We start from the raw sequence: 20,119 nt of genomic DNA on the forward strand, positions 1-20,119 counted from the left end.
ATACACCTATTTCCAAGAAAAGAAAAGAGAAAATTTAAAAAAATCAGTGTCACTCAAAACACTGATTTTATAGACCTTTTAATCATTACGACCAAAGATACGTAAAATACTTAGGAAGAGATTGATAAAATCAAGATAGATACTGAGAGCCATTGACACCACCCAGCCTGTCGCTACACGACCTTGCGATTGTTCATAGACAAGGCGAATTTTTTGGTTATCCCAAGCAATCAGTCCTGAGAAAACCAAGACCATGGCTACGCTAATCATATAATCAAAGAAACCGCTAGACAAGAAAATATTGACTATCATAGCAATAATCAAACCGATCAGAGCCGCCATCATAGCTCGACCAAGACCGCTCAAATCTTTCTTGGTGAAGATACCAACTGCAGCCATGACAAAGAAGAGAAGGGCGCTCGATACAAAGGCAGATAAAACTGTACCCGGAGTATAGAAGGCTACCACAAAACTAAGGGTAAAGCCGTTTAAAACGGAGTAAAGTAAAAATACTGGAAGAGCAGCTGGACTATTTCTTGAAGCCATGCTACTGGCAACGAAAACCAAGGCCAATTCTGCAAAGGTTGCAATGGTCAACCAGAGACGCCCCTGCATCAACAAGTAAAGCAACTGAGACTGAAAGACCGTCAACATAAGGCCTGATACCAAAGCAGATAGTCCGATTCCCAGACCAACAAAGGCATATACCTTAGCGTAAAATTGATTGAGACCTACACGGTCATGTATAATAGTGTGATTCATCTTTTCTCCTTTTCTATGAACATCTTTCCTTGATTATAACAAAAAAAGTTAAAATTAGCTTAAATGGAAAATCAAAATACCAGCTGCAATGGCAACATTCAAACTCTCCGCCTGCCCCTTCATGCTAATATGGACCAACTGGTCTGCACTTTCAGCCATAAGGGGACTAATTCCTTGGCCCTCATTTCCCATGACTAGTACAAAATTTTCTATAGGAGGCAGTTCTCTGTAATCAACAGAATCTTTAGATAGGGTTGTAGCTAGCACAGGGATAGCTGCCTCTTTGGTTTCCTTAAGGAGCGCTTGGCTAGTCATCCGGTAAATAGGCAGATGAAAATGACTGCCTTGCATGGAACGTAAGGTCTTGAGACTGTAGATATCTGCCGATTTATCTGAAACAATCACTCCTGTAAAGCCTGCTGCATCCGCAGTTCGAATGATGGTTCCTACATTACCAGGATCTTGCACATCTTCCAAAAACAAGAACTTGCCCTGACTAAAGTCAGCTTGTCCTACTTCTTCTTTTTGAACCACCGCAACGATTCCCTGTGGAGTCTGAGAATCCGCCAAATCTAGCAAAATATCCTCTGACACCCAGACAGTTTGCGGAAAATCATCTAACTGATCTCGGTAATTTTCTAGGGCAAAGATTTTCTCAATCGTCACTCCAGCTTGGACAGCTTCTTCAAACAAGTGCCAGCCTTCAATCAAATAGGCAGACTTGCGGTATTTTTTTTGGTGTAATTTCTTAGCATTTTTTACCACAGAATTGGCTTTTGAGGTTATAATAGTCATAGAAATATTATAACACAATCAAAGGGGTTTGGTATGCAAAAGGTTAGAATGATTGCCCAAGGTAGGGTGCAGGGAGTCGGCTTTCGTTGGGGTGTTTATAGCCTGGCCCTTGAAATCGGTGGCATCACAGGTCGAGTCTGGAATAACGACGATGGCACAGTGGAAATCTTAGCCCAAGCAGACTCATCTGCTATCATGGCAAAATTTATCCAAGAAATCCGAAAAGGACCGACACCTTTTTCAAAAGTAAGCTACTTAGATGTCAAACTAAGCAACTTTCCTCCCTACTCTGACTTTAAAATCGCAAATTAGGTCTCCAGAACTATTGTATATTTTGTAAAAAAACAGTAGAATAGAAAGGTATAATTTTTAAAGAAGGAATAAAAACAGTGAAATCTATTAAACGTTTTGCACTCTCAGCTATGGGAGTGGCTATGTTGCTTGTCTTGACTGGCTGTGTCAATGTCGATAAAACCACAGGTCAGCCAACAGGAGTCATTTGGAATACTTTCGGAGCGCCTATGGCTGAAGCTATCAAGTACTTCGCCAATGATAAAGGTCTAGGCTTTGGTGTCGCTATCATTATCGTAACCATTATCGTGCGCTTGATTATCTTGCCACTTGGTATCTACCAATCATGGAAGGCAACGCTTCACTCTGAAAAGATGAACGCCCTCAAGCACGTCCTTGAGCCACACCAAACGCGTCTCAAGGAAGCAACTACTCAAGAAGAAAAACTCGAAGCCCAACAAGCTCTCTTTGCTGCTCAAAAAGAGCATGGCATCAGTATGTTTGGTGGAGTAGGATGTTTCCCTCTCCTCCTTCAAATGCCTTTCTTCTCTGCCATCTACTTTACTGCCCAACATACTGAAGGGGTTGCTCAAGCAAGCTACCTAGGCATCCCTCTAGGCTCTCCAAGTATGATTTTGGCTGCCTGCGCTGGTGTCCTTTACTATCTTCAATCACTCCTTTCACTTCACGGAGTAGAGGATGAAACGCAAAGAGATCAAATCAAGAAAATGGCTTACGTGAGCCCAGTCATGATTGCCGGCTTCTCCCTCATTTCACCAGCCAGTGTCACACTTTACTGGGTTGTCGGTGGTTTCATGATGATTCTCCAACAGTTTATCGTCAACTATATCGTTCGTCCAAAACTTCGCAAAAAAGTCCGTGAAGAACTGGCCAAGAACCCACCAAAAGCAAGTGCTTTCTCTACACCAAGTGGACGAAAAGACGTTACCCCTGAACAACCAACTGCTATCACAAGCAAGAAAAAACACAAAAATCGCAACGCTGGAAAACAACGTTCGAGATAAGAAGAAAAAGGCTTAGCTGGTTTGCTAAGTCTTTTTGCTAGTCATACTCTTCGAAAATCTCTTCAAACCACGTCAGCTTCGCCTTGCCGTATATATGGTTACTGACTTCGTCAGTTCTATTCACAACCTCAAAACAGTGCTTTGAGCTAACTTCGTCAGTTCTGTCCACAACCTCAAAACCATGTTTTGAGCAGCCTGCGGCTAGCTTCCTAGTTTGCTCTTTGATTTTCATTGAGTATCAAAAGCCCGATGTTCCCATCAGGCTTCTTTTTTATCCATGCACACGTTTCATATAGTCTTGGTAACTTTCGGTATCCATGAGTTGTTTAGCGTTCTTGACGCGATCTGCTGTTGGTGGTTTAACCCCTTCGAGTGAATATGGAATTCCCAATTCACGCCATTTGAATTCTCCCATGGTGTGATAAGGCAGAATTTCAAACTTATCAACATTTTTAAGGGTCTTGACAAACTTCCCAAGTTCAATCAAGTCATCATCTCTGTCTGTCAAGCCTGGAACTAGCACGTGGCGAATCCAGACAGGTTTTCCAATATCTGATAGATACTGGGCACAGGCCAGGATGTTTTTATTGGTTTGGCTAGTGACAATCTTGTGCTGTTCTTCGTTGATTTCCTTGATATCCAAGAGAACCAAGTCAGTGACGGCCATGAGTTTGTCAAACTTCTCAAGGTAACGTGGTTTATTACGGAAAGGAAGAGCACAGGTATCCAAGGTACAGTGGATTCCGTGTTCTTTGGCCTTGGTAAAGAGGGCAATCAGGAAATCAATCTGCAAGAGGGCTTCTCCTCCACTGACTGTAATACCGCCCTTATTTCCCCAGAAACCGCGGTAGCGCAAGGCCTCTGTCAAAACATCATCTACCGTCCGTTCACGTGATTTATTGGACTCCATAGCCCAAGTGTCCGGGTTGTGGCAATACTGGCAACGCATGTGACAGCCCTGCAAAAAGACAATAAAGCGAATACCAGGCCCATCTACTGACCCAAAGCTTTCTGTCGAATGCACCATTCCTGTCACTTGTCCATAATCAATTGTTTCTTCAGACATATCGTTACCTTCCTTGAAAACGTTTTATAGTTTTATTATATCACGACTTGAATGAAAAACAAGATTTTTGCCTATTTTTTAGAAAGCAATCTGTTTTTCAATTTCATTTTCAATTACTTATCATTTTATTCTTCAAAATCAAAACCATACAGGGTTGCAAGATAGTCCTCAGGGCGCTCTGCACGGCGGATTTGACGGGCTTTGCCTTCTTCGGTATAGAGGATTTCCGCAGAACGAAGTTTGGCGTTGTACTGGTAGCCCATTGAAAATCCGTGGGCACCTGTATCATGAATGACCAGCAAATCACCGATTTCTGTATGAGGCAGTTCGCGATTCACTGCAAATTTATCATTGTTTTCGCAGAGTGAGCCGACCACATCTACCACTTCAGCTGGTCCATCTGGATGGGTCACGTTAGTAATATGGTGGTAGGCTCCGTACATAGCTGGACGCATGAGGTTGACTGCTGATGCATCCACACCTAGATAGGTACGGTAAGTTTTCTTCTTATGAGTGACTCTTGTGACCAAAGCACCGTGAGGTGCCAACATAAAACGACCCAATTCGGTGAAAATCTTGACCTGACCAAGACCTGCTGGCGTAAGAACTTCTTCATAAACCTTACGAACCCCCTCACCAATCAAGGCAATATCATTTGGCTCCTGATCAGGACGATAATTGACACCAATACCGCCAGAAAGATTGATAAAGTCTAGCGAAATGCCCAACTTTTCCTTGATTTCAACAGCCAATTCAAAGAGCTGACGCGCCAACTCTGGATAATAGAGATGAGTCACAGTATTAGATGCTAGAAAGGAGTGAATCCCAAAAGTCTTAGCTCCTTTTTCCTCCAAGATGGCAAAAGCTTCAAAGAGCTGGTCCTTGGTCATGCCAAACTTGGCTTCTCCAGGATTGTCCATGATGTCTGTTCCCAGTTCAAAAACGCCTCCGGGATTGTAACGACAAGAGATGATTTCTGGAATACCTGCTGCACGCTCCAGATGTTCAATATCTTCAAATGCATCCAAGTTAATGGTCGCACCCAATTCACGCGCATAGGCATATTCCTTATCTGGCGTATTGTTTGAAGAGAACATGATCTCAGAACCTGGAAAATCCAGTTTATGGCTCATCAAAAGCTCCACATAACTAGAGCAGTCCACTCCACAACCTTCCTCTTGAAGAATTTTTAAAATAGCTGGGGTTGGAGTAGCCTTAACTGCAAAATATTCCTTAAAGCCCTTGTTCCACGAAAAGGCTTGGTTGACGGCTCTTGCCTTCTCACGAATTCCCTTCTCATCATACAAGTGAAAGGGAGTTGGGAACTCGGAAACAATCGCTTCTAACTGTTCTCTATTGATAAATGGTGTTTTCATATACTTCCTTCTATTCTATTTGCAAAGAAAGGCTGGGACAATCGTTCCAACCTTTAGTTCTATCTCTTATTTATCTTCGTCAAAGATATTGCCAACCTCAACATCAATGGCTTGGTTCTTGACATCAATATTGGTTACCTTCAAGAGTGACTTGTAGTCAAACTGCTTTTCACGTTCTTCTTGGGCATTATCCGCAAAGACTGCAACACCTGCCAGTTCTGAGTCGAACTCGCGCAAGAGGCTGATCATCCCGTTGACAGTTCCGCCACCTTTCAAGAAGTCATCCACAATCAAGACACGGCTGCCTGCCTTTAGACTGCGTTTTGAAAGGAACATTTTCTCGATGCGGTCACCACTTGAACCGGATACATAGTTGACGCTAACCGTTGAACCTTCGGTAATTTTCAAGTCACGGCGCACAATGACAAAAGGAACATTGAGGACATTGGCAACTGCATTTGCAAGCGGAACACCCTTGGTCGCTACTGTCATAACCGCGTCAATCTTTTGGTCCATAAAGCTCTTGGCAATAATGCGACCAATATTTTTCAAGATAGCTGGTGTGCTAAGCAAATCAGACAGGTAGATATAGCCACCTGGCAAGATACGGTCACTTTCTGACAACTTGGCACGCAAGTCTTCAACCATTTCCTTAGCATCCTGACTCGAAATAGACGGTGTAAAGATAACACCTCCGCCAGCCCCAGTTACAGTCTGGATGTGACCAATTTCGATTTCCTCAAAGGCGCGTTTGATAATGACGATATCTTCTGAGATGGATGATTTAGCAGATTCATACTTTTCAGCAAAAGTATTGAGACTAGTTAGTTTATAAGGATGATTAATCAAATAGTTGGAAATGACAACCATCCGATCACTTCTTCTTAATTTCATTTCTATTTCCTATTCCATTTTTATTCAAAAAATCAAAAGCAAACTAGAAAGCTGGTCGCTGGTGGTTCAAAACACTGTTTTGAGATTGTCGATAGAACTGACAAGGTCTGTAATATAACTACATATATACATACGACAAGGCGATGCTAGCCTAGTTTGAAGAGATTTTCGAAGAGTATTCATTTTTGTCTTTTACTTATTATACCATATTCACATAAAAAACGAACATTCTTATCCTAAAAAATGCTCATTTTTCTTAAATTATTAATCTAAATCTGGTTTATAGAAGGAACGATTATCCATAGCGAAGATTTTATTGGTCATCTCTCCTTTATCCACCAAAGCCAGAGCTGTTGACATCATCATCATACTAGCATCCAGATTGTCAATCATATGGATAATCTCTGCTTCCATAATGCGTGGACGGACTGGACTTCCATACTCAAGTAAGCCGTGGTGACTGAGGATGACGTGGCGAAGCAGAACGACTTCTTCCTTGGTATCATCAATACCGAGTTCCATAACTGTTTTGGTAATTTCGCTATCAATTAGAGCAATATGCCCAAGAAGATTACCTCGTACTGTATACTCAGTCTGGTCTGGTCCAGTCAACTCGATGACCTTAGCCAAGTCATGCAGCATAATTCCCGCATAGAGCAGACTCTTATTGAGCTGAGGATAGATTTCGCTAATGGCATCTGCCAAGCGTACCATGGTCGCCGTATGGTAAGCCAAACCCGTTTCAAAGGCATGGTGATTAGTCTTGGCAGCGGGATAGGAGTAAAATTCCTTATCATACTTGGTGTAGAGCTTTCGGACAATTCGTTGCCAAACAGGATTTTCAATTTTAAAAATCATTTGCGACATGTAGTCACGGATTTCCTTGACATCAACTGGCGACTTGACCTTGAAATCAGCTGGGTCATTGGGTTCACCAGGTTGAGGCAGGCGAAGGGTAATTTGATTGACTTGAGGGGTGTTGTTATAAACTTCTCGGCGACCTTTCATGTGGACAACCTTACCTGCAGTAAAGGCCTCAACGTTATGAGGTTGAGCATCCCAGAGCTTTCCATCAATCTCGCCACTATCATCTTGGAAGGTAAAAGCTAGGTAATTTTTCCCAGCGCGAGTTTGTCTCAGGTCAGCTGACTTGATTAGGTAAAAGCCTTCAAATAGCTCATCTTTTTTCATGTGACTAATCTTCATATTCTTCCTCATTTTCTTGGAAATGGAGTAGATCAAGCGCAGGCTCACCTTCTGACAACTCAATGTGACGGAGCGTCCGCTCGATAGCTGTGGTACGACGGTTTAATAATTCATCAATATTGCCAGAGGCATGTTGGAGGTGTTTTTGTGCCTTAACCAGAATGCCACCAAACTTGCCAAACTCAGTCTTGACACTGGCAAGAGTCTTGCTGATATGGTCGGCACTCTTTTGGATATTGAGAGTTTTGAATCCAACTGATAGGGAATTGAGGAGGGCTGATAGGGTACTTGGACCTGCAACAATAATCTGCTCCTCCCGCCTCAAATCATCAAAGAAGACAGGATTGCGGACGATTTCTGAGTAGAGACCTTCTGTCGGGACAAACAAAACTCCAAAATTGGTCGTCCGAGGTGGTGCTATGTACTTGTTCCTGATATCCTTGGCAAAGCGCTTGACGCTGGCTAGGAGCGACTTACGACAGCGTTCGATCTCGTCCTTGTCACCCTCTTCATAGGCTTCTTCTAGGCGGTAATAATCTGCCAGTGGAAACTTAGAGTCAATTGGTAGATAGACGTAGTCTTGGTCGCCTTGTCCGGGTAACTTGATGGCATACTCAACTCGTTCACTAGAGTTTTCAACCGTTGCGTATTCTCGTTCGTACTGGACTGGTGTCATGATGTCTTCGATGATTTGCCCCAGTTGCAATTCTCCCAGAATCCCTCGCGTTTTGGTTCCAGAGAGAACCTTGTTGAGGGCTCCGACATCACGGGCAACTGTCTGCATTTCTCCAAGGCCACGATTGACTGACTCCAGTTGTTTGGAAACTGTCTCAAAGGAAGCCTGCAAGCGTGTCTGTAAGGTCTTTTCTAGTTTTTCCTCGACTGTCTGGCGCATTTGTTCCAAACGTTGCTCATTGGATTCCTGCAGGGCTTGGAGACGTTGGTCTGTCTTATCTCTGGTTTGGAGGAGATTCTCTGTCATTTCTTGACGGACTTGCGTCAGACCTTGGTGCAATTCGATTCGCACTTCTTGCAAACGGTCGCTGACAGCTACTTCCAAGTCTTTTTGGTCCAACTGGCTGGCTTGTCTGGCTTGTTCAAAACGGTAATCCAACTGGTCTGACAAGTGATCTGCCTGATCCTCCAAGCTCTTGCTGAGATGTTTTTCCTGCTTATCCTGCCTCTGCCAAATCAGAAAGAGTCCAGCTAGGTTGGCAATCAATAATAGAACAAGTAAACTTTCCATCCTACCTCCTGTCCTTACTATGTAGCACGACCACATAGCCATCTGGGCAAGTCACCGACACTTCCCTATCTATATATTCGTTAGAAGCGTACACTTTTTTAAAGAAAAAATTTTCCTCTGTCAACTCATACTTGGCACCGAGAATGGTCAGCTGGCTATCCCGAACTGGCATAAAGGCTAGGTAGTCATAGTCTGAACGGGGTTCAAGCTGACTGGTCCCTTCCGGACAATAGGCAATCAAATTTTGCCCATCCTCAATTTCTATCTGGCGCATAAAGGGTGCTAATTTGGGATTGCTGGGCAGAAAGACATTGGCCAACATATGATCAATACGACCTCCCAAGGCACCGAAAATAGTAACCTGAGCCTCAGAATTCTTCTCAAAAATGGTTAAGAGAGCCAATTCCAGATCTGTATCATCCTTTTCTGGTCGAGCTTGAACAAAATACTGGGCACGTTTTTGAATCACCTGTCGCTCTTCTTCGGTCACAGAATCAAAATCTCCGACTGCTAGAGCAAGAGGTAGTTTTTCCTCCAAGACCCAGAGCGAGCCTCGATCCACACCAACAAAACCATCAAAGTCCGTCCGATAATGACCACGGTCTCCGCCTGCAAAAACGGCAACCTTAGTCCAGTTGTTTTCTGAGAGTTTGTACTCGCTCATTGACATCTCCCTTAAAGACATAGGAACCTGCTACAAAAACGGTCGCACCAGCTTCTTTGGCTAGAGCAATAGTTTTATCATCAATCCCACCATCGACTTCAATCTCAAAGTTCAAACCTTTTTCCTTACGAAGTGCAACCAACTCACGAACCTTATCCATGGTTTCAGGCAGAAAGGCTTGCCCACCGAAGCCTGGGTTAACTGTCATGACTAAAACTTGGTCAACTAGGTGAAGAACGTGCTTAATCGCCCCAACAGGCGTACCAGGATTGATGACAACTGATGGCTTGACACCGAGTGAACGAATTTTTTGGAGGGCGCCATGAATATGAGGCGTTGCTTCTACATGGATACTGATGATATCTGCTCCCGCACGCGCAAAGTCTTCTAAATGATGCTCAGGATTTGACACCATCAAGTGGCAGTCAAAGACCATCTTGCTGTGAGGACGAAGACTCTCGACCACACCCGCACCAAAACTGATTTGTGGCACAAAATGACCGTCCATAATATCAATATGGGCATATTCTGCCCCAGTTGCTTCTAGGCGTTTGATTTCACGTTCAAAGTTGGCATAATCTGCTGCCAGAATTGACGGAGCAATCTTGTATTGAGACATAGGTTTCTCCTTATTTTGGAATTTTTTTACTGACTTTTTTATAGGTTTCTCTGCGATTTTCAATCTCACTGAGGAATTGCAGGTAGTTGTCAAAACGGAAGGACGCAATGGTACCTTCTTCAACTGCTGGCTTGACAGCACAGGACGGCTCATGGGTATGGGTACAAGTGCGGAATTTGCAGTCTCGACTGACAGTAGCAATCTCTGGGAAGGCCTGATTGAGGTCTTCAGCCGTTGTTACTTCATAATCCAGTGATGAAAAGCCTGGTGTATCTGCGATTTTACCCCCATTAAGATTGTAAAAACTAACTGCTCGAGTAGTGTGGCGCCCGCGACCCAGACTGTCTGAAATTTCTCCTGTTTCAAGATTGAGGTCTGGTGCGATTTTATTGAGAAGAGTTGATTTCCCAACACCTGTCTGCCCCATAAAGACCGTAACCTTGCCTGTTAACAAAGGCAGGAGTTCCTCTTTACTGGTCACAAAGTCATAGCCGATGTCACCATAGGTCTGCTGGTAAAAATCCAATTCTGACCTATCTTCCAACAAATCCATTTTAGAAATATAGACGATGGGATGAATACCCTTGTGCTCCAAAAGAACTAAGAACCGATCCAGCAAATTGCTGTTAAAATCAGGTTCTTTGACGGACATGATTACTACAGCTTGGTCAATATTGACAATGGGCGGACGAACCAGACTATTTTTTCGTTCATGAATCTTAAGGATATATCCCTCAGAGTTCTCCTCCGCAGAGAAATCTACCAAATCCCCAACGTAGGGAGTATGCCCTTTTTTACGGAAATTTCCACGCGCCCGTGTTTGATAAACCTTTCCCTCACTCTCTACATAGTAGAACCCAGCCAAAGCTTTAATGATTTGTCCCTGCATCTTAGAGTCCTTGCCCTTTAAGTGCATCTGCTAGGCTGGCAAACTCTGCCAAGCTGAGAGCTTCCCCACGCACACTTGGTGACAAGCCTGCTTGGTCCAAAGCCTTGGTCAGCTTGTCCTTGACTTCTTCAGTCTTGCCAAAGTAACCTGTCAAGTTATTCCATAAGGTTTTACGGCGATGAGTGAAACTTGCCTTGGAAACCTTAAAGAAGAAGTTCTCGTCTCCCACTGCTACAGCTGGCTCTGGACGACGCACCATTTTCAAAATGGCTGAATCCACATTTGGCGCTGGCACAAAGACCGTACGAGGTACGATAAAGGCAACCTTGGCAGTCATATAATACTGAACCGCAATTGACAAGCTACCGTAAGCCTTGGTGTTAGGTTGAGCGGAAATGCGGTCAGCTACCTCTTTTTGCATCATGACGACAAACTCACTAAAAGGAATGCCACTTTCAATCAAGTGCATGAGAATAGGCGTAGTGATGTAGTAGGGTAAGTTAGCCACTACCTTGATTGGCAGGTCAGGATTTTTAAAATTTTGGATATGCTGCGCCAAATCAACCTTGAGAATGTCCTCGTTGACTACGGTCACATTGTCAAAATCACGCAAGGTATCTGCTAGGATTGGCACCAAACGATGGTCAATTTCAAAAGCCATGACCTCTGCTGCACGCTCAGCCAGAAACTCCGTCAAGGCACCAATACCTGGGCCAATTTCGATGACATTAACCTGGTCATCAATCTCAGCCGTATCCACGATTTTTTGAAGAATATTGGTATCCGTCAAGAAATTTTGCCCGAAGGACTTTTTAAAGGTAAAACCGTGACGCTCCAGCACTGCCTTGGTCACGCTATAATCTGCAATTCTCATCTATTCTCTTTTCTATTATCTGTTACTACTATTGTAACACATTCCCCTTGTATTTTGGGGGTGAAAATCATACCAAAAAACTATCTTTCCTCATGAAGAAAGATAGTCTTGGAAATCTTTAAAGGTGGACTTAGCGGTTCTCTCGAAACATACGTTCAAAAAAATCAGCTTCTTGATAACTTCGATTTTCAGGTAGGGTCAAATCTACATCCTCCTCCACATCGTCCACTGTCAATTCAACCGTTTGAGGTAAATTTTTCAAACGATAATGCTTTTGCCTTTGCCCTTCAATACTAGCAAAATCAAGCAAATAGCCATTCACTCGGATTTGAACTAAAAGAAGATGATTGGTCATGTTTTCCATGATGAGAATATCTTCTAAACCACCTCTGGCACTCGGATAATCAGATACCCTGCGAATACGAATTTTTTCACACATGAGCAAGTTCCCTCATATCAATGATTTCATCGGCCTTATTCCAGACTAGGGGATTATGGGTCGCAATGATGATCATTCGATTTTCATCTTTCAAATCCACCAAGAGATTCATAACCTCCTCTGAATTTTCAGGATCAAGAGCTGCTGTTGGTTCATCTGCCAAAATCAAGGGTGGATTTTTCAAAATAGTCTTAGCAAGGGCAACTCGTTGGGCCTCTCCCCCAGATAAAGTATAAATTTTTTGTTCTAGATCCAAATACCCTAGATTAACCTTTTCTAAAGCCTCCACTTGCCTTTCCAAACGTTCTACTTTTGAGATTTTCTGACCAACAAAGCCCAAATCCAAATTCTCTTTGATTGATTGGTTTTCTAAAAGGCCAAAATTTTGAAAGAGATAGCCCATCTGGTCTCGAAAATACTCACGAGTGGGAATGGTTTTTAAATCTTTCCCCTGATAGAGAACTCTTCCACCATCTATCTTTTCTAGGTTTCCTAAGATATTAAGTAAAGTCGTCTTTCCGCTTCCACTCTTTCCGATTAAGGCATAAACCTTGCCCTTCTCCAGCTTGAGATTTAAACCAGAGAAAATCGCGCGGTCATTAAACTTCTTTTCCAATCCTTGAATATCAATCATCTTATTTTCCTTTCAATACTGCCATACTACCAGCTTCTTCTTTTTTATCCTGCCTTACTAAAATCAAGAGGGCGTTAAGAGTAAATAAAGCTACAACTAGAGCGCTAATCAAGCTATCTCCTGTCAAAACACTAGATAGGACTAGGCCAAGCAAGAGAACTCCTCCTTGCGCCAGTAAGTACTTGCCATGAAGCTCATAGATTGTCATGCCAGCAAGACGTCTAATCATGATCTCCCGTCTGAACTGCTCAAAATAGAGAAGATTCATGGAATCAAATAACAAGATAGCCGTAGACAGGGTCAAAATAGTTCCTATAAGGAGAGAGTAGAACTCCATCCGTTTGTCATTTAGTACCTTGGCAAAAAATAGCTGGCTTTTTACCAAATAAGAGACTTTGTGATACAGACCTTGCTCTTTTAGAGCTGTGATACTATCTCCATATCGATCTAGTTTTAAGGCACTATTAGCCGTAGTTCCCCATAACATTCCTGCAACAGGTCTTGTTCCAGTCGCTTGCGGCGTTAAAACTACAATAATCGGATCTTTTAGGTACTGGCGTGTCGTCTTGTACCCATCGTTATAGAGGAAGCGTTCCTGTCCTGTTTCTGTAAAAGCTAGCCTTACCTGTGGGAGGTAGTGTTTCTGACTCGTCACTTCTACACTTTCAGATGAAAAGTTTTGCAGGTAATCTGTAAATAATCCTTGATAGTAGACAGACTGCTCTCGCAAGCTCTCAGGCAAGATCAGCCCAAATTCTCCCTCAGACAAGTTTTGCATCTTGTCCATAAACTCAGGAGATACGGCAACCTTCTCTTCTGTTAGATAGCGCGGTGAGACATAGATGACATTTCCTGACGGTGTGTAGTCATTGAGACGATTGCCATCTAGGTCCACCTCTGCTCCATCGGAGAAATTGTCAACATTGCTCATGATATAAAAAGAGTCTGTATTGGCTAACCGTTCTTCAGTAAATGTCTGCCACTCACGATTATCCTTACGCATTCCTTCTTCATCGGCAAATGCACTAGACCAACCAAAGGATAGACGGTAACGGTCTGAGGACTGGCTCCATTTATCGCTTGCCTTCTCCATCTCCTGCATTTCACGGTAGTGGGGGAGGAGAGCTGTCGCACTCGATCGGACCACCAATACAGCTAAGAGTTGCCCCACCATCATCAATGTCATCATACGTTTGAGAGGGAGTTTCCCTTTCAATAAATCCACCAGACTATTTTCCTGTAAACCGAGTAGATACACGACACTTAGTAAGGTAGAAATCCCTGCCAAGGTCAATCCATAAAGTAGAAGAGCAATGATGACAAGTTGCACCGTTGCCATAAACAAGGCACCTTGATACCAGAGAATCCCCAATCCCAAAAGACTGGATACCAGCACTGAGCAGATAAGCTGTCTCACATCTTCTAACACTGGTCTGAGAGCCACCCCAAACAAGCTCTCACCAGCGATTAAGCGAATCCCTGCCTGACGAAGGGACTTGATCCGATAAATCAGGGTCAGACTCATAAAAGTCAGCAGAAAAATAGCTAGACTCAGTAGCCCCATTGGGGTAGCAGACAAGAGGACAACCATCGAAAATGCCTCTGTTCTATTCGAGACAACACCATTATAACCAAGTTCTTGCAGGGCGGTCTGTAAGCTCACTCCATCCAAACTCCCTGACACAATCAAGTAAGACCCTAATAAATCACTCGTTTCTGCACTCTCCTTGGAGGAAATGGTCAAACCTTCTGGAAGCTCTCCCTGACCATAAGTGGCATAGGTAAAGCGTGTTTCTCCAGCTTCATTTGGCTCAACAATCCGACGAGCGATGAGACTATTGTGCTCTACCGCCAAGCTACTCAAAGCCTCTGTCAGTTTTTCTCGATCAGCTACTGATTGGTCTAGCCCAGTACCCATCACATCAACAGAGGGATAGTTACCAAATAAAATCTCTTCTCGATGATCAACGGAATTTATCACCATATAAAGCGATACCAATACCATTGAAATCAAAATAAATAAACGTTTCATCATTTCCTCCAAAAAGTTACTTGGTCACTTAGTGAGAAGGTGACCACAGTCACTGCGATGTTAAGAAGTTTATTAAGTTCTTTCTACTAGCAACATCTTTAAATATATTATATCCGTTTTTTCAAGAACTATCAAGGACATCAATGTCCTTAAAATAGAACTATTTCGTGTCATTTTTAGCTTATATCTAAAAAAACAGTCCTAAAAACGAACTTTAGAACTGTTTCAATGCTAGAACAAGGAAATTTTTGTCATTGCTTCACGATATTTATAAATATTCTTACCCTATTATAAAACGAAGGACACATAAAAAGGTGCCTATTTGATGTACTCTGATTGCAAAATACCACAAAGTAAATTTAACATAATCTCCAATCATTCGTATAAACAATTGTGTGAAACTAATCCGAGAAAAATCAATCACTAGTTGTCAGAGACTTTTTTAGGATTATTGTTTATTACTCGCAAATGGTAAACACGGATTATTCCTACTACTATGAGAACAACTAAATAAGACTGAGTACAGAATTATTTCTTTAAATTATTCGTTTCCTTCTTTATAAAACGGATATGTAACTATTATACCCAAAGTACTAATTATAATTTTAAAGATTGCACCTAAAATATTTAAAGTTGATAAATCAAGTATTCCGTGTATTAGGTATAGTAGACAGAAAAAGAATGGAAGGTATTTTTTTAATTTTTTCATAAACTATAGTGCTATCAAGGTCAAAGCTTTAGCTACTGTCCAAGCCATCCAATCTGGCATACCTGCACGCTTACAAGCCTGGTAGATTCCATCTTCAATCCAACCAGTAAAGTGTTCTAGTGTACTCAATATGGCATTCAATCCTATATATTGATTTATCCATCTTTTAACATTCGAAGGGAGTTTACTATAACCTTTTCGAATAGCTGTAACTGAAAAAGACCACTTTCCTCTGTCCATTTTAGCAGCTTGGATATCCTCTTGCGAAACAGTATCTTTATCAAATTCTAATATACGTCCGTTATCTACGTAGATATGTTTTCCTTCACTATTAGTTACCGTAGAACGTTTTGAAACTTGAGTTGCTTTATCCGAAACTGAATATGTAGAAGCAAAAGCAGTTGCAGATGGGAGAGCAACAGTACTTAATGTTAAAAAGCAACTTAAAACAATTGCTGTTTTTGTTAAAATCTTATTTTTCATTTTATTTTCTCCTCGAAATATACATTTTTATCATAACTATCCTAATAAACTGACACTTTGCCCTAAAGAATCTATTTTGAAACTAAGTAGACATAACTAAATTTTATTTAAACCACCAAGTAACTAGATAAAATAAACTAAAAAAGTTCATACTGTAATCTCCTTTCACATTTTAATTAATTATAAATTATTCTTAAATAAACTCAAAGGACATCAATGTCCTTAAAATATAACCATTTCGTGCCATTTTTAGCTTATATCTAAAAAACAGCTCTAAAGACGAACTTTAGAACTGTTTTGATGCAAGAACAAGGACATTTTTGTCACTGATTCACTATGTTTATAAATATTTTTTTAAATCTTCTTGCCATTGTTTCTCCAACATAGTAACTAAATAAGAATTTTCTATTATATCAGCAAATAGCTTCGATTTCTGATAGAACTGTTCGGCAGAAACATAATCATTGTTTATTATTAGAGATAATTTCCACTCCAACATTAATATAATTGGTTTCTTCTGGAAATCTTGTGTTTTTTCCATTATATGATTAAGGCTAAAGATATAAGCTTCTAGTGAATCATAAGACGACAAATTATCCAAACAGGCTAGACCCGAAAACAAAGTGTTACTTAAAGCAAACAGATATTCTGGTGCAATTAATTCTACATGATTTGTCAAACGAACTAAAAACGAATGAATTCTGTTAATTTCTTCAATCTGATTTTGACCTTGTTTTATCTTTGTAAGCACTATAGCAAAATATAAGTTGATAACTTCTAATTCATTTATCAAAAACAATTCCTTATCATAAATTGTTTTAAAATAATCGTCCAGTACGGTTTCCCCATATTCTGGTCGTACGCTTCGAATAACATCTATCGTTGCTCTAGTAGCTTCAAACCATATTTTTTCCTCATTAGGAAGTTGCTCATAAAATAAATCCTCTATCTCTTCCAAACACGCTTCCTTCTTATCATACTCCTCTTCTTTACCATAGATTGGTTCACGTAAAATCTGGTATTTCAATTCCAAATAAGCAGGAGGAAGAGCAGAAAAATCCGGCATAAGACTATAAGCTGGAACTCCTAGCCGGCGAGCAATATAGTCTAACTTGGGCAAACTCGGTTGCGAAGCTCCACTTTCAATTCGCGACAGTTGACGAACTGTCAGTTCTTGCTCATCTCCACAAAAATCTGGACGACTAATTCCTTTCTCTATCCGAATCTCTTTGATTTTTTGACCAATTAACATCAGACGCCTCCTCTTCTACCTGCTTCGAAAAATACTGTGAAACTTAAAAAATTGTAACGGCTACATCTTTCCTACTCATAAGATTTCATAGCTTCTTCCACTTCTGCCAAGGTGACCCCAAACAACTCTAAGCGCTTGAGGAGTTGCTTGCCGTTAGAATAGCCAATTCGGAGAGCCTCTCCTAGATATTCTCGTCGCTTACGGCTGTCTGCTCCCGCTAGAAAACCAAGGCGAATCAAGTCGCTACGACTGATGTCAAACTGGCTCTCATGTTCAAATTGTTCTGTCACCTGAGCTAGAGCTGTTTTCAGATCCTCATAGCTGGCATGCTCAATTCCCAGAGACCGCCCCTTGGTTTTGGACTTAGGAACAGCTTCATCTCGTTTGAGGAAGGCATGCTGAACTGTTGGAATGGCCGTCATAATCATACGACGAATCCGTTCCCCATTAAAATCTGGGTCTGTAAAGACAATGACTCCATGACGTTGGTGTAGGCGCTGAATCCGCTCTATGTCCTGGTCATTGATGGCAGAACCTCGAGTCTCATAGGTCTCTACATCGAAATAGCGTTTGAGATTGGCCGTATCATCACGACCTTCAACCACGATGACTTGGGAAATTTTCATTTTTTTCTTCGACGACATATTTTTTCCCACTCACTTTGAACACTACTGTCCATAAATTTTAATTGCGGGGCACTACCCTCAACTCTAGAATCCAATAAATCAAAAATATATCTAAGTTTTTGAGAAAAATTCAAAGACGTCCCTACTAAAAATTCATTCCCTAGGCTATCTCTAACCATTAGATATTTATCAAATGTTGTGTTAACGCCTTCCAGTGAATCTTCAAACGATACGACACACGGAATGTTTAAAGTCGATCCATCAATTTTTGAAATAATTTTTTCAAATATAATTTCCATCATTTTAGATTGTTGTTCTATACCAATATAATCCTGTCCGTATAATCTAAAATCATATTTTCCAGTTTCATAATTTTTACGGGAAATTTCAATTGAACTGCCATCCGCTACTCCCGTTACGTTTAAGAGTGTCCAAATATCTATTTTTTTAACAATCAAACCTGTTTTTCTATAGCATTCCGAATACATGTCAAGATTGATTTTTGTTTTATTACCTCCAACAACCCAGTCTTGTTTTCCTTCATTCGAAATAATAATCAAATATTTCTTATCTTTAGTTACATTTGGGTTACATATAATATAATCTAATGTATCTAACCAAAAAATTGCATCCGAATAATGTCTAGGTACTGATTTACCTCCTAAAAAAATTGTTCGGTTAGATTTTCCATCAATATCTTCATATCCTGGAGAAATGTTTGAATTATAACGTTCATTTATTACCTCAGTATATCTACTCAAGATATCATCAGTGTAGTCTAATCCTAGCTTTACCTCATCTAGGAATTTCTCAATTACTCTCTTTATTTCATCGACACTCGTAGTTGATAATTTCCAATCAACTTTTTTTAATAGCTTATTTTTCTCCTCTGCCAATTCATCATTTATCAACTTCAACTTTTCTTCATAATTTTTAATTTTATCTACATACTCATTTTTAAAACTTGAAATTTGTTCGTACATAGATCTCATAGCATCATCTTTTTTATATTTTTCAATTTCATTAAAAAGATTATTATTTATGGTATTTTTTATTCTAAAATCTAATAGTTGATTTGACTCTTCAATGTCCGAAATTATTTTTTTTGCTTTTTTTACTTGTTCCTTCCGCTTATTTATGGTGTTTGATTCATTTTCTAAATATTCAATTTGTGTTACATATGGAATATAAACATCATTTTTTATTATATTGAACGAATCTACTATTTTATCGCCCAAAACATAATCTTTCAGAGGGAATAGTAAGCAATTATTATCAATTACAAAAATTGATTCTTTAATCATCTCATTTGTAAAATCTTTATTATATTCTTTAATAAAATTAACCATTATATTTTCTCCTTTAATACTTAATTCCAAAAATTCGTTCTGCATTTGCAGTCGTTGCTACCGCCAGCTCTTCTGTCGTCATCCCACGCAAGTCAGCGATAAAGTCCACTACATAGCGAGTATAGGCTGTTTTGTTTTCACGACCACGCTTGGGTACAGGTGCTAAGTAAGGCGCATCCGTTTCCACCAAAATCTTGTCCACAGGTAACTTTTTAGCTGCTTCTTGGATGTCAGTTGCCTTCTTAAAAGTCACCACTCCTGAGAAGGAAATGGTCATTCCAAGCTCGACAAACTTCTCTGCCCATTCAAGAGTTCCTGAGAAAGAATGCATGATACCACCACGAGGGCCAACTCCCTCGCTCTTGATAATCTCATAAGTATCTTCCAGCGCATCACGGGTATGGACAACAAAAGGCAGATCCAAGTCCTTAGATAGCTGAATCTGACGGCGAAAAACCTGCTCCTGCACCTCTTTGGGCGCTGTCATCCAATGATAATCCAAACCAATCTCACCTAAAGCCACAACCTTGGGATGTTTTAACTTATCCAACAAGTAAGCCTCGACTTCCTCTGTGTAAGTCCCTGCTTCGGTCGGATGCCAACCGATAGTCGCATAGAGCTGGTCATACTCATCTACCAGCTCCAAGGCACGCTCAATCGTTGGTTGATCAAAACCAACAATATTCATCTGTGTCACACCCATCTCAGCAGCCAAGGCTATTTCTTCTGCCTCACGACCCGCAAATTCTTCTACATTCAAGTGTGTATGTGTATCAAAAATCATCTCTTCTAACCTCGTTTTCTATCTTCTATTATACCAAAAAAGAGGAGGGGCACCCAATTTTTCGGTTTCCCTCCTCTCTTCAATAGAGCTATTCTGCTAGCTTT

Annotated in this window: 22 protein-coding genes; 2 read left to right on the forward strand and 20 right to left on the reverse strand. The window is 40.9% G+C overall.

Going from position 1 to position 20,119, the window contains the following annotated elements; all coding sequences use genetic code 11:
- Positions 1 to 78: 78 nt before the first annotated feature.
- Both HT679_RS00145 and HT679_RS00150 read right to left on the reverse strand, forming a co-directional pair.
- The gene (locus tag HT679_RS00145; protein ID WP_023936725.1) at positions 79 to 762 is read right to left on the reverse strand and encodes a Bax inhibitor-1/YccA family protein; all 684 of its coding nucleotides are present in this window, start codon (positions 760 to 762) and stop codon (positions 79 to 81) included.
- Between the two features lie 54 nt (positions 763 to 816).
- Positions 817 to 1,557 (reverse strand): RNA methyltransferase, encoded by a 741-nt coding sequence (locus HT679_RS00150; protein ID WP_023936723.1) that lies wholly within the window; start codon positions 1,555 to 1,557, stop codon positions 817 to 819.
- 33 nt (positions 1,558 to 1,590) lie between these two features.
- Here HT679_RS00150 and HT679_RS00155 point away from each other — a divergent pair, with 33 nt between their 5' ends.
- Complete coding sequence (locus tag HT679_RS00155) at positions 1,591 to 1,869, forward strand: acylphosphatase (protein ID WP_001174613.1); 279 nt, start codon at positions 1,591 to 1,593, stop codon at positions 1,867 to 1,869.
- Between the two features lie 77 nt (positions 1,870 to 1,946).
- On the forward strand, positions 1,947 to 2,873 hold the full coding sequence (yidC, locus tag HT679_RS00160; RefSeq protein ID WP_054388445.1) for a membrane protein insertase YidC: 927 nt from the start codon (positions 1,947 to 1,949) through the stop codon (positions 2,871 to 2,873).
- Positions 2,874 to 2,910: 37 nt separating this feature from the next.
- Here the strand turns inward: yidC and HT679_RS11185 are convergent, their stop codons facing one another.
- The 18 genes from HT679_RS11185 to HT679_RS00250 all read right to left on the reverse strand — a co-directional run bounded on the left by HT679_RS11185 (position 2,911) and on the right by HT679_RS00250 (position 20,015).
- Complete coding sequence (locus HT679_RS11185; RefSeq protein ID WP_240149010.1) at positions 2,911 to 3,105, reverse strand: hypothetical protein; 195 nt, start codon at positions 3,103 to 3,105, stop codon at positions 2,911 to 2,913.
- A 39-nt stretch (positions 3,106 to 3,144) separates the two neighbouring features.
- Positions 3,145 to 3,939, reverse strand: a complete 795-nt coding sequence (gene pflA / locus HT679_RS00170; RefSeq protein ID WP_057488220.1) for a pyruvate formate-lyase-activating protein — start codon at positions 3,937 to 3,939, stop codon at positions 3,145 to 3,147.
- Between the two features lie 125 nt (positions 3,940 to 4,064).
- The gene (locus HT679_RS00175; protein ID WP_173212204.1) at positions 4,065 to 5,315 is read right to left on the reverse strand and encodes a diaminopimelate decarboxylase; all 1,251 of its coding nucleotides are present in this window, start codon (positions 5,313 to 5,315) and stop codon (positions 4,065 to 4,067) included.
- A 66-nt stretch (positions 5,316 to 5,381) separates the two neighbouring features.
- On the reverse strand, positions 5,382 to 6,209 hold the full coding sequence (gene purR / locus HT679_RS00180; RefSeq protein WP_025169708.1) for a pur operon repressor: 828 nt from the start codon (positions 6,207 to 6,209) through the stop codon (positions 5,382 to 5,384).
- 264 nt (positions 6,210 to 6,473) lie between these two features.
- Positions 6,474 to 7,415, reverse strand: a complete 942-nt coding sequence (locus HT679_RS00185) for a 3'-5' exoribonuclease YhaM family protein (RefSeq protein WP_173212205.1) — start codon at positions 7,413 to 7,415, stop codon at positions 6,474 to 6,476.
- A complete protein-coding gene (locus tag HT679_RS00190; protein ID WP_173212207.1) occupies positions 7,405 to 8,661 on the reverse strand; it encodes a DNA recombination protein RmuC in 1,257 nt (418 codons plus the stop codon). Before HT679_RS00190 ends, HT679_RS00185 begins: the two co-directional genes overlap by 11 nt.
- Before the next feature lies 1 nt (position 8,662).
- Positions 8,663 to 9,325 (reverse strand): thiamine diphosphokinase, encoded by a 663-nt coding sequence (locus HT679_RS00195; RefSeq protein ID WP_173212209.1) that lies wholly within the window; start codon positions 9,323 to 9,325, stop codon positions 8,663 to 8,665.
- The gene (gene rpe, locus HT679_RS00200) at positions 9,288 to 9,944 is read right to left on the reverse strand and encodes a ribulose-phosphate 3-epimerase (RefSeq protein WP_173212211.1); all 657 of its coding nucleotides are present in this window, start codon (positions 9,942 to 9,944) and stop codon (positions 9,288 to 9,290) included. The genes HT679_RS00195 and rpe overlap by 38 nt, the downstream gene beginning before the upstream one ends.
- A 10-nt stretch (positions 9,945 to 9,954) precedes the next feature.
- A complete protein-coding gene (gene rsgA, locus HT679_RS00205) occupies positions 9,955 to 10,833 on the reverse strand; it encodes a ribosome small subunit-dependent GTPase A (RefSeq protein ID WP_173212214.1) in 879 nt (292 codons plus the stop codon).
- A gap of 1 nt (position 10,834) precedes the next feature.
- Positions 10,835 to 11,707 carry a 16S rRNA (adenine(1518)-N(6)/adenine(1519)-N(6))-dimethyltransferase RsmA gene (gene rsmA / locus HT679_RS00210; RefSeq protein ID WP_173212216.1) on the reverse strand — a complete coding sequence of 291 codons (873 nt, stop codon included), beginning with the start codon at positions 11,705 to 11,707 and terminating at the stop codon, positions 10,835 to 10,837.
- Between the two features lie 130 nt (positions 11,708 to 11,837).
- On the reverse strand, positions 11,838 to 12,146 hold the full coding sequence (locus HT679_RS00215) for a hypothetical protein (RefSeq protein WP_000333264.1): 309 nt from the start codon (positions 12,144 to 12,146) through the stop codon (positions 11,838 to 11,840).
- A complete protein-coding gene (locus HT679_RS00220; protein ID WP_173212218.1) occupies positions 12,139 to 12,780 on the reverse strand; it encodes an ABC transporter ATP-binding protein in 642 nt (213 codons plus the stop codon). The genes HT679_RS00215 and HT679_RS00220 overlap by 8 nt, the downstream gene beginning before the upstream one ends.
- A gap of 1 nt (position 12,781) precedes the next feature.
- Complete coding sequence (locus HT679_RS00225; RefSeq protein WP_173212220.1) at positions 12,782 to 14,812, reverse strand: bacteriocin-associated integral membrane family protein; 2,031 nt, start codon at positions 14,810 to 14,812, stop codon at positions 12,782 to 12,784.
- Between the two features lie 712 nt (positions 14,813 to 15,524).
- Entirely contained in the window at positions 15,525 to 16,004 is a 480-nt protein-coding gene (locus HT679_RS00230) for a hypothetical protein (RefSeq protein WP_173212222.1), read from the reverse strand.
- Positions 16,005 to 16,344: 340 nt separating this feature from the next.
- Positions 16,345 to 17,256, reverse strand: coding sequence for an XRE family transcriptional regulator (locus HT679_RS00235; protein WP_173212224.1), 912 nt, complete (start codon positions 17,254 to 17,256; stop codon positions 16,345 to 16,347).
- 71 nt (positions 17,257 to 17,327) lie between these two features.
- Positions 17,328 to 17,900: a ribonuclease M5 gene (rnmV, locus tag HT679_RS00240; RefSeq protein ID WP_173212226.1), complete on the reverse strand. Its 573-nt coding sequence runs from the start codon at positions 17,898 to 17,900 to the stop codon at positions 17,328 to 17,330.
- Positions 17,879 to 19,231, reverse strand: coding sequence for a PIN-like domain-containing protein (locus tag HT679_RS00245; protein WP_173212228.1), 1,353 nt, complete (start codon positions 19,229 to 19,231; stop codon positions 17,879 to 17,881). The genes rnmV and HT679_RS00245 overlap by 22 nt, the downstream gene beginning before the upstream one ends.
- Before the next feature lie 13 nt (positions 19,232 to 19,244).
- Entirely contained in the window at positions 19,245 to 20,015 is a 771-nt protein-coding gene (locus HT679_RS00250; protein ID WP_173212230.1) for a TatD family hydrolase, read from the reverse strand.
- Positions 20,016 to 20,119: the final 104 nt, after the last annotated feature.

It is taken from the genome of Streptococcus sp. 4886, assembly GCF_013276485.1.
Lineage (GTDB): Bacteria > Bacillota > Bacilli > Lactobacillales > Streptococcaceae > Streptococcus.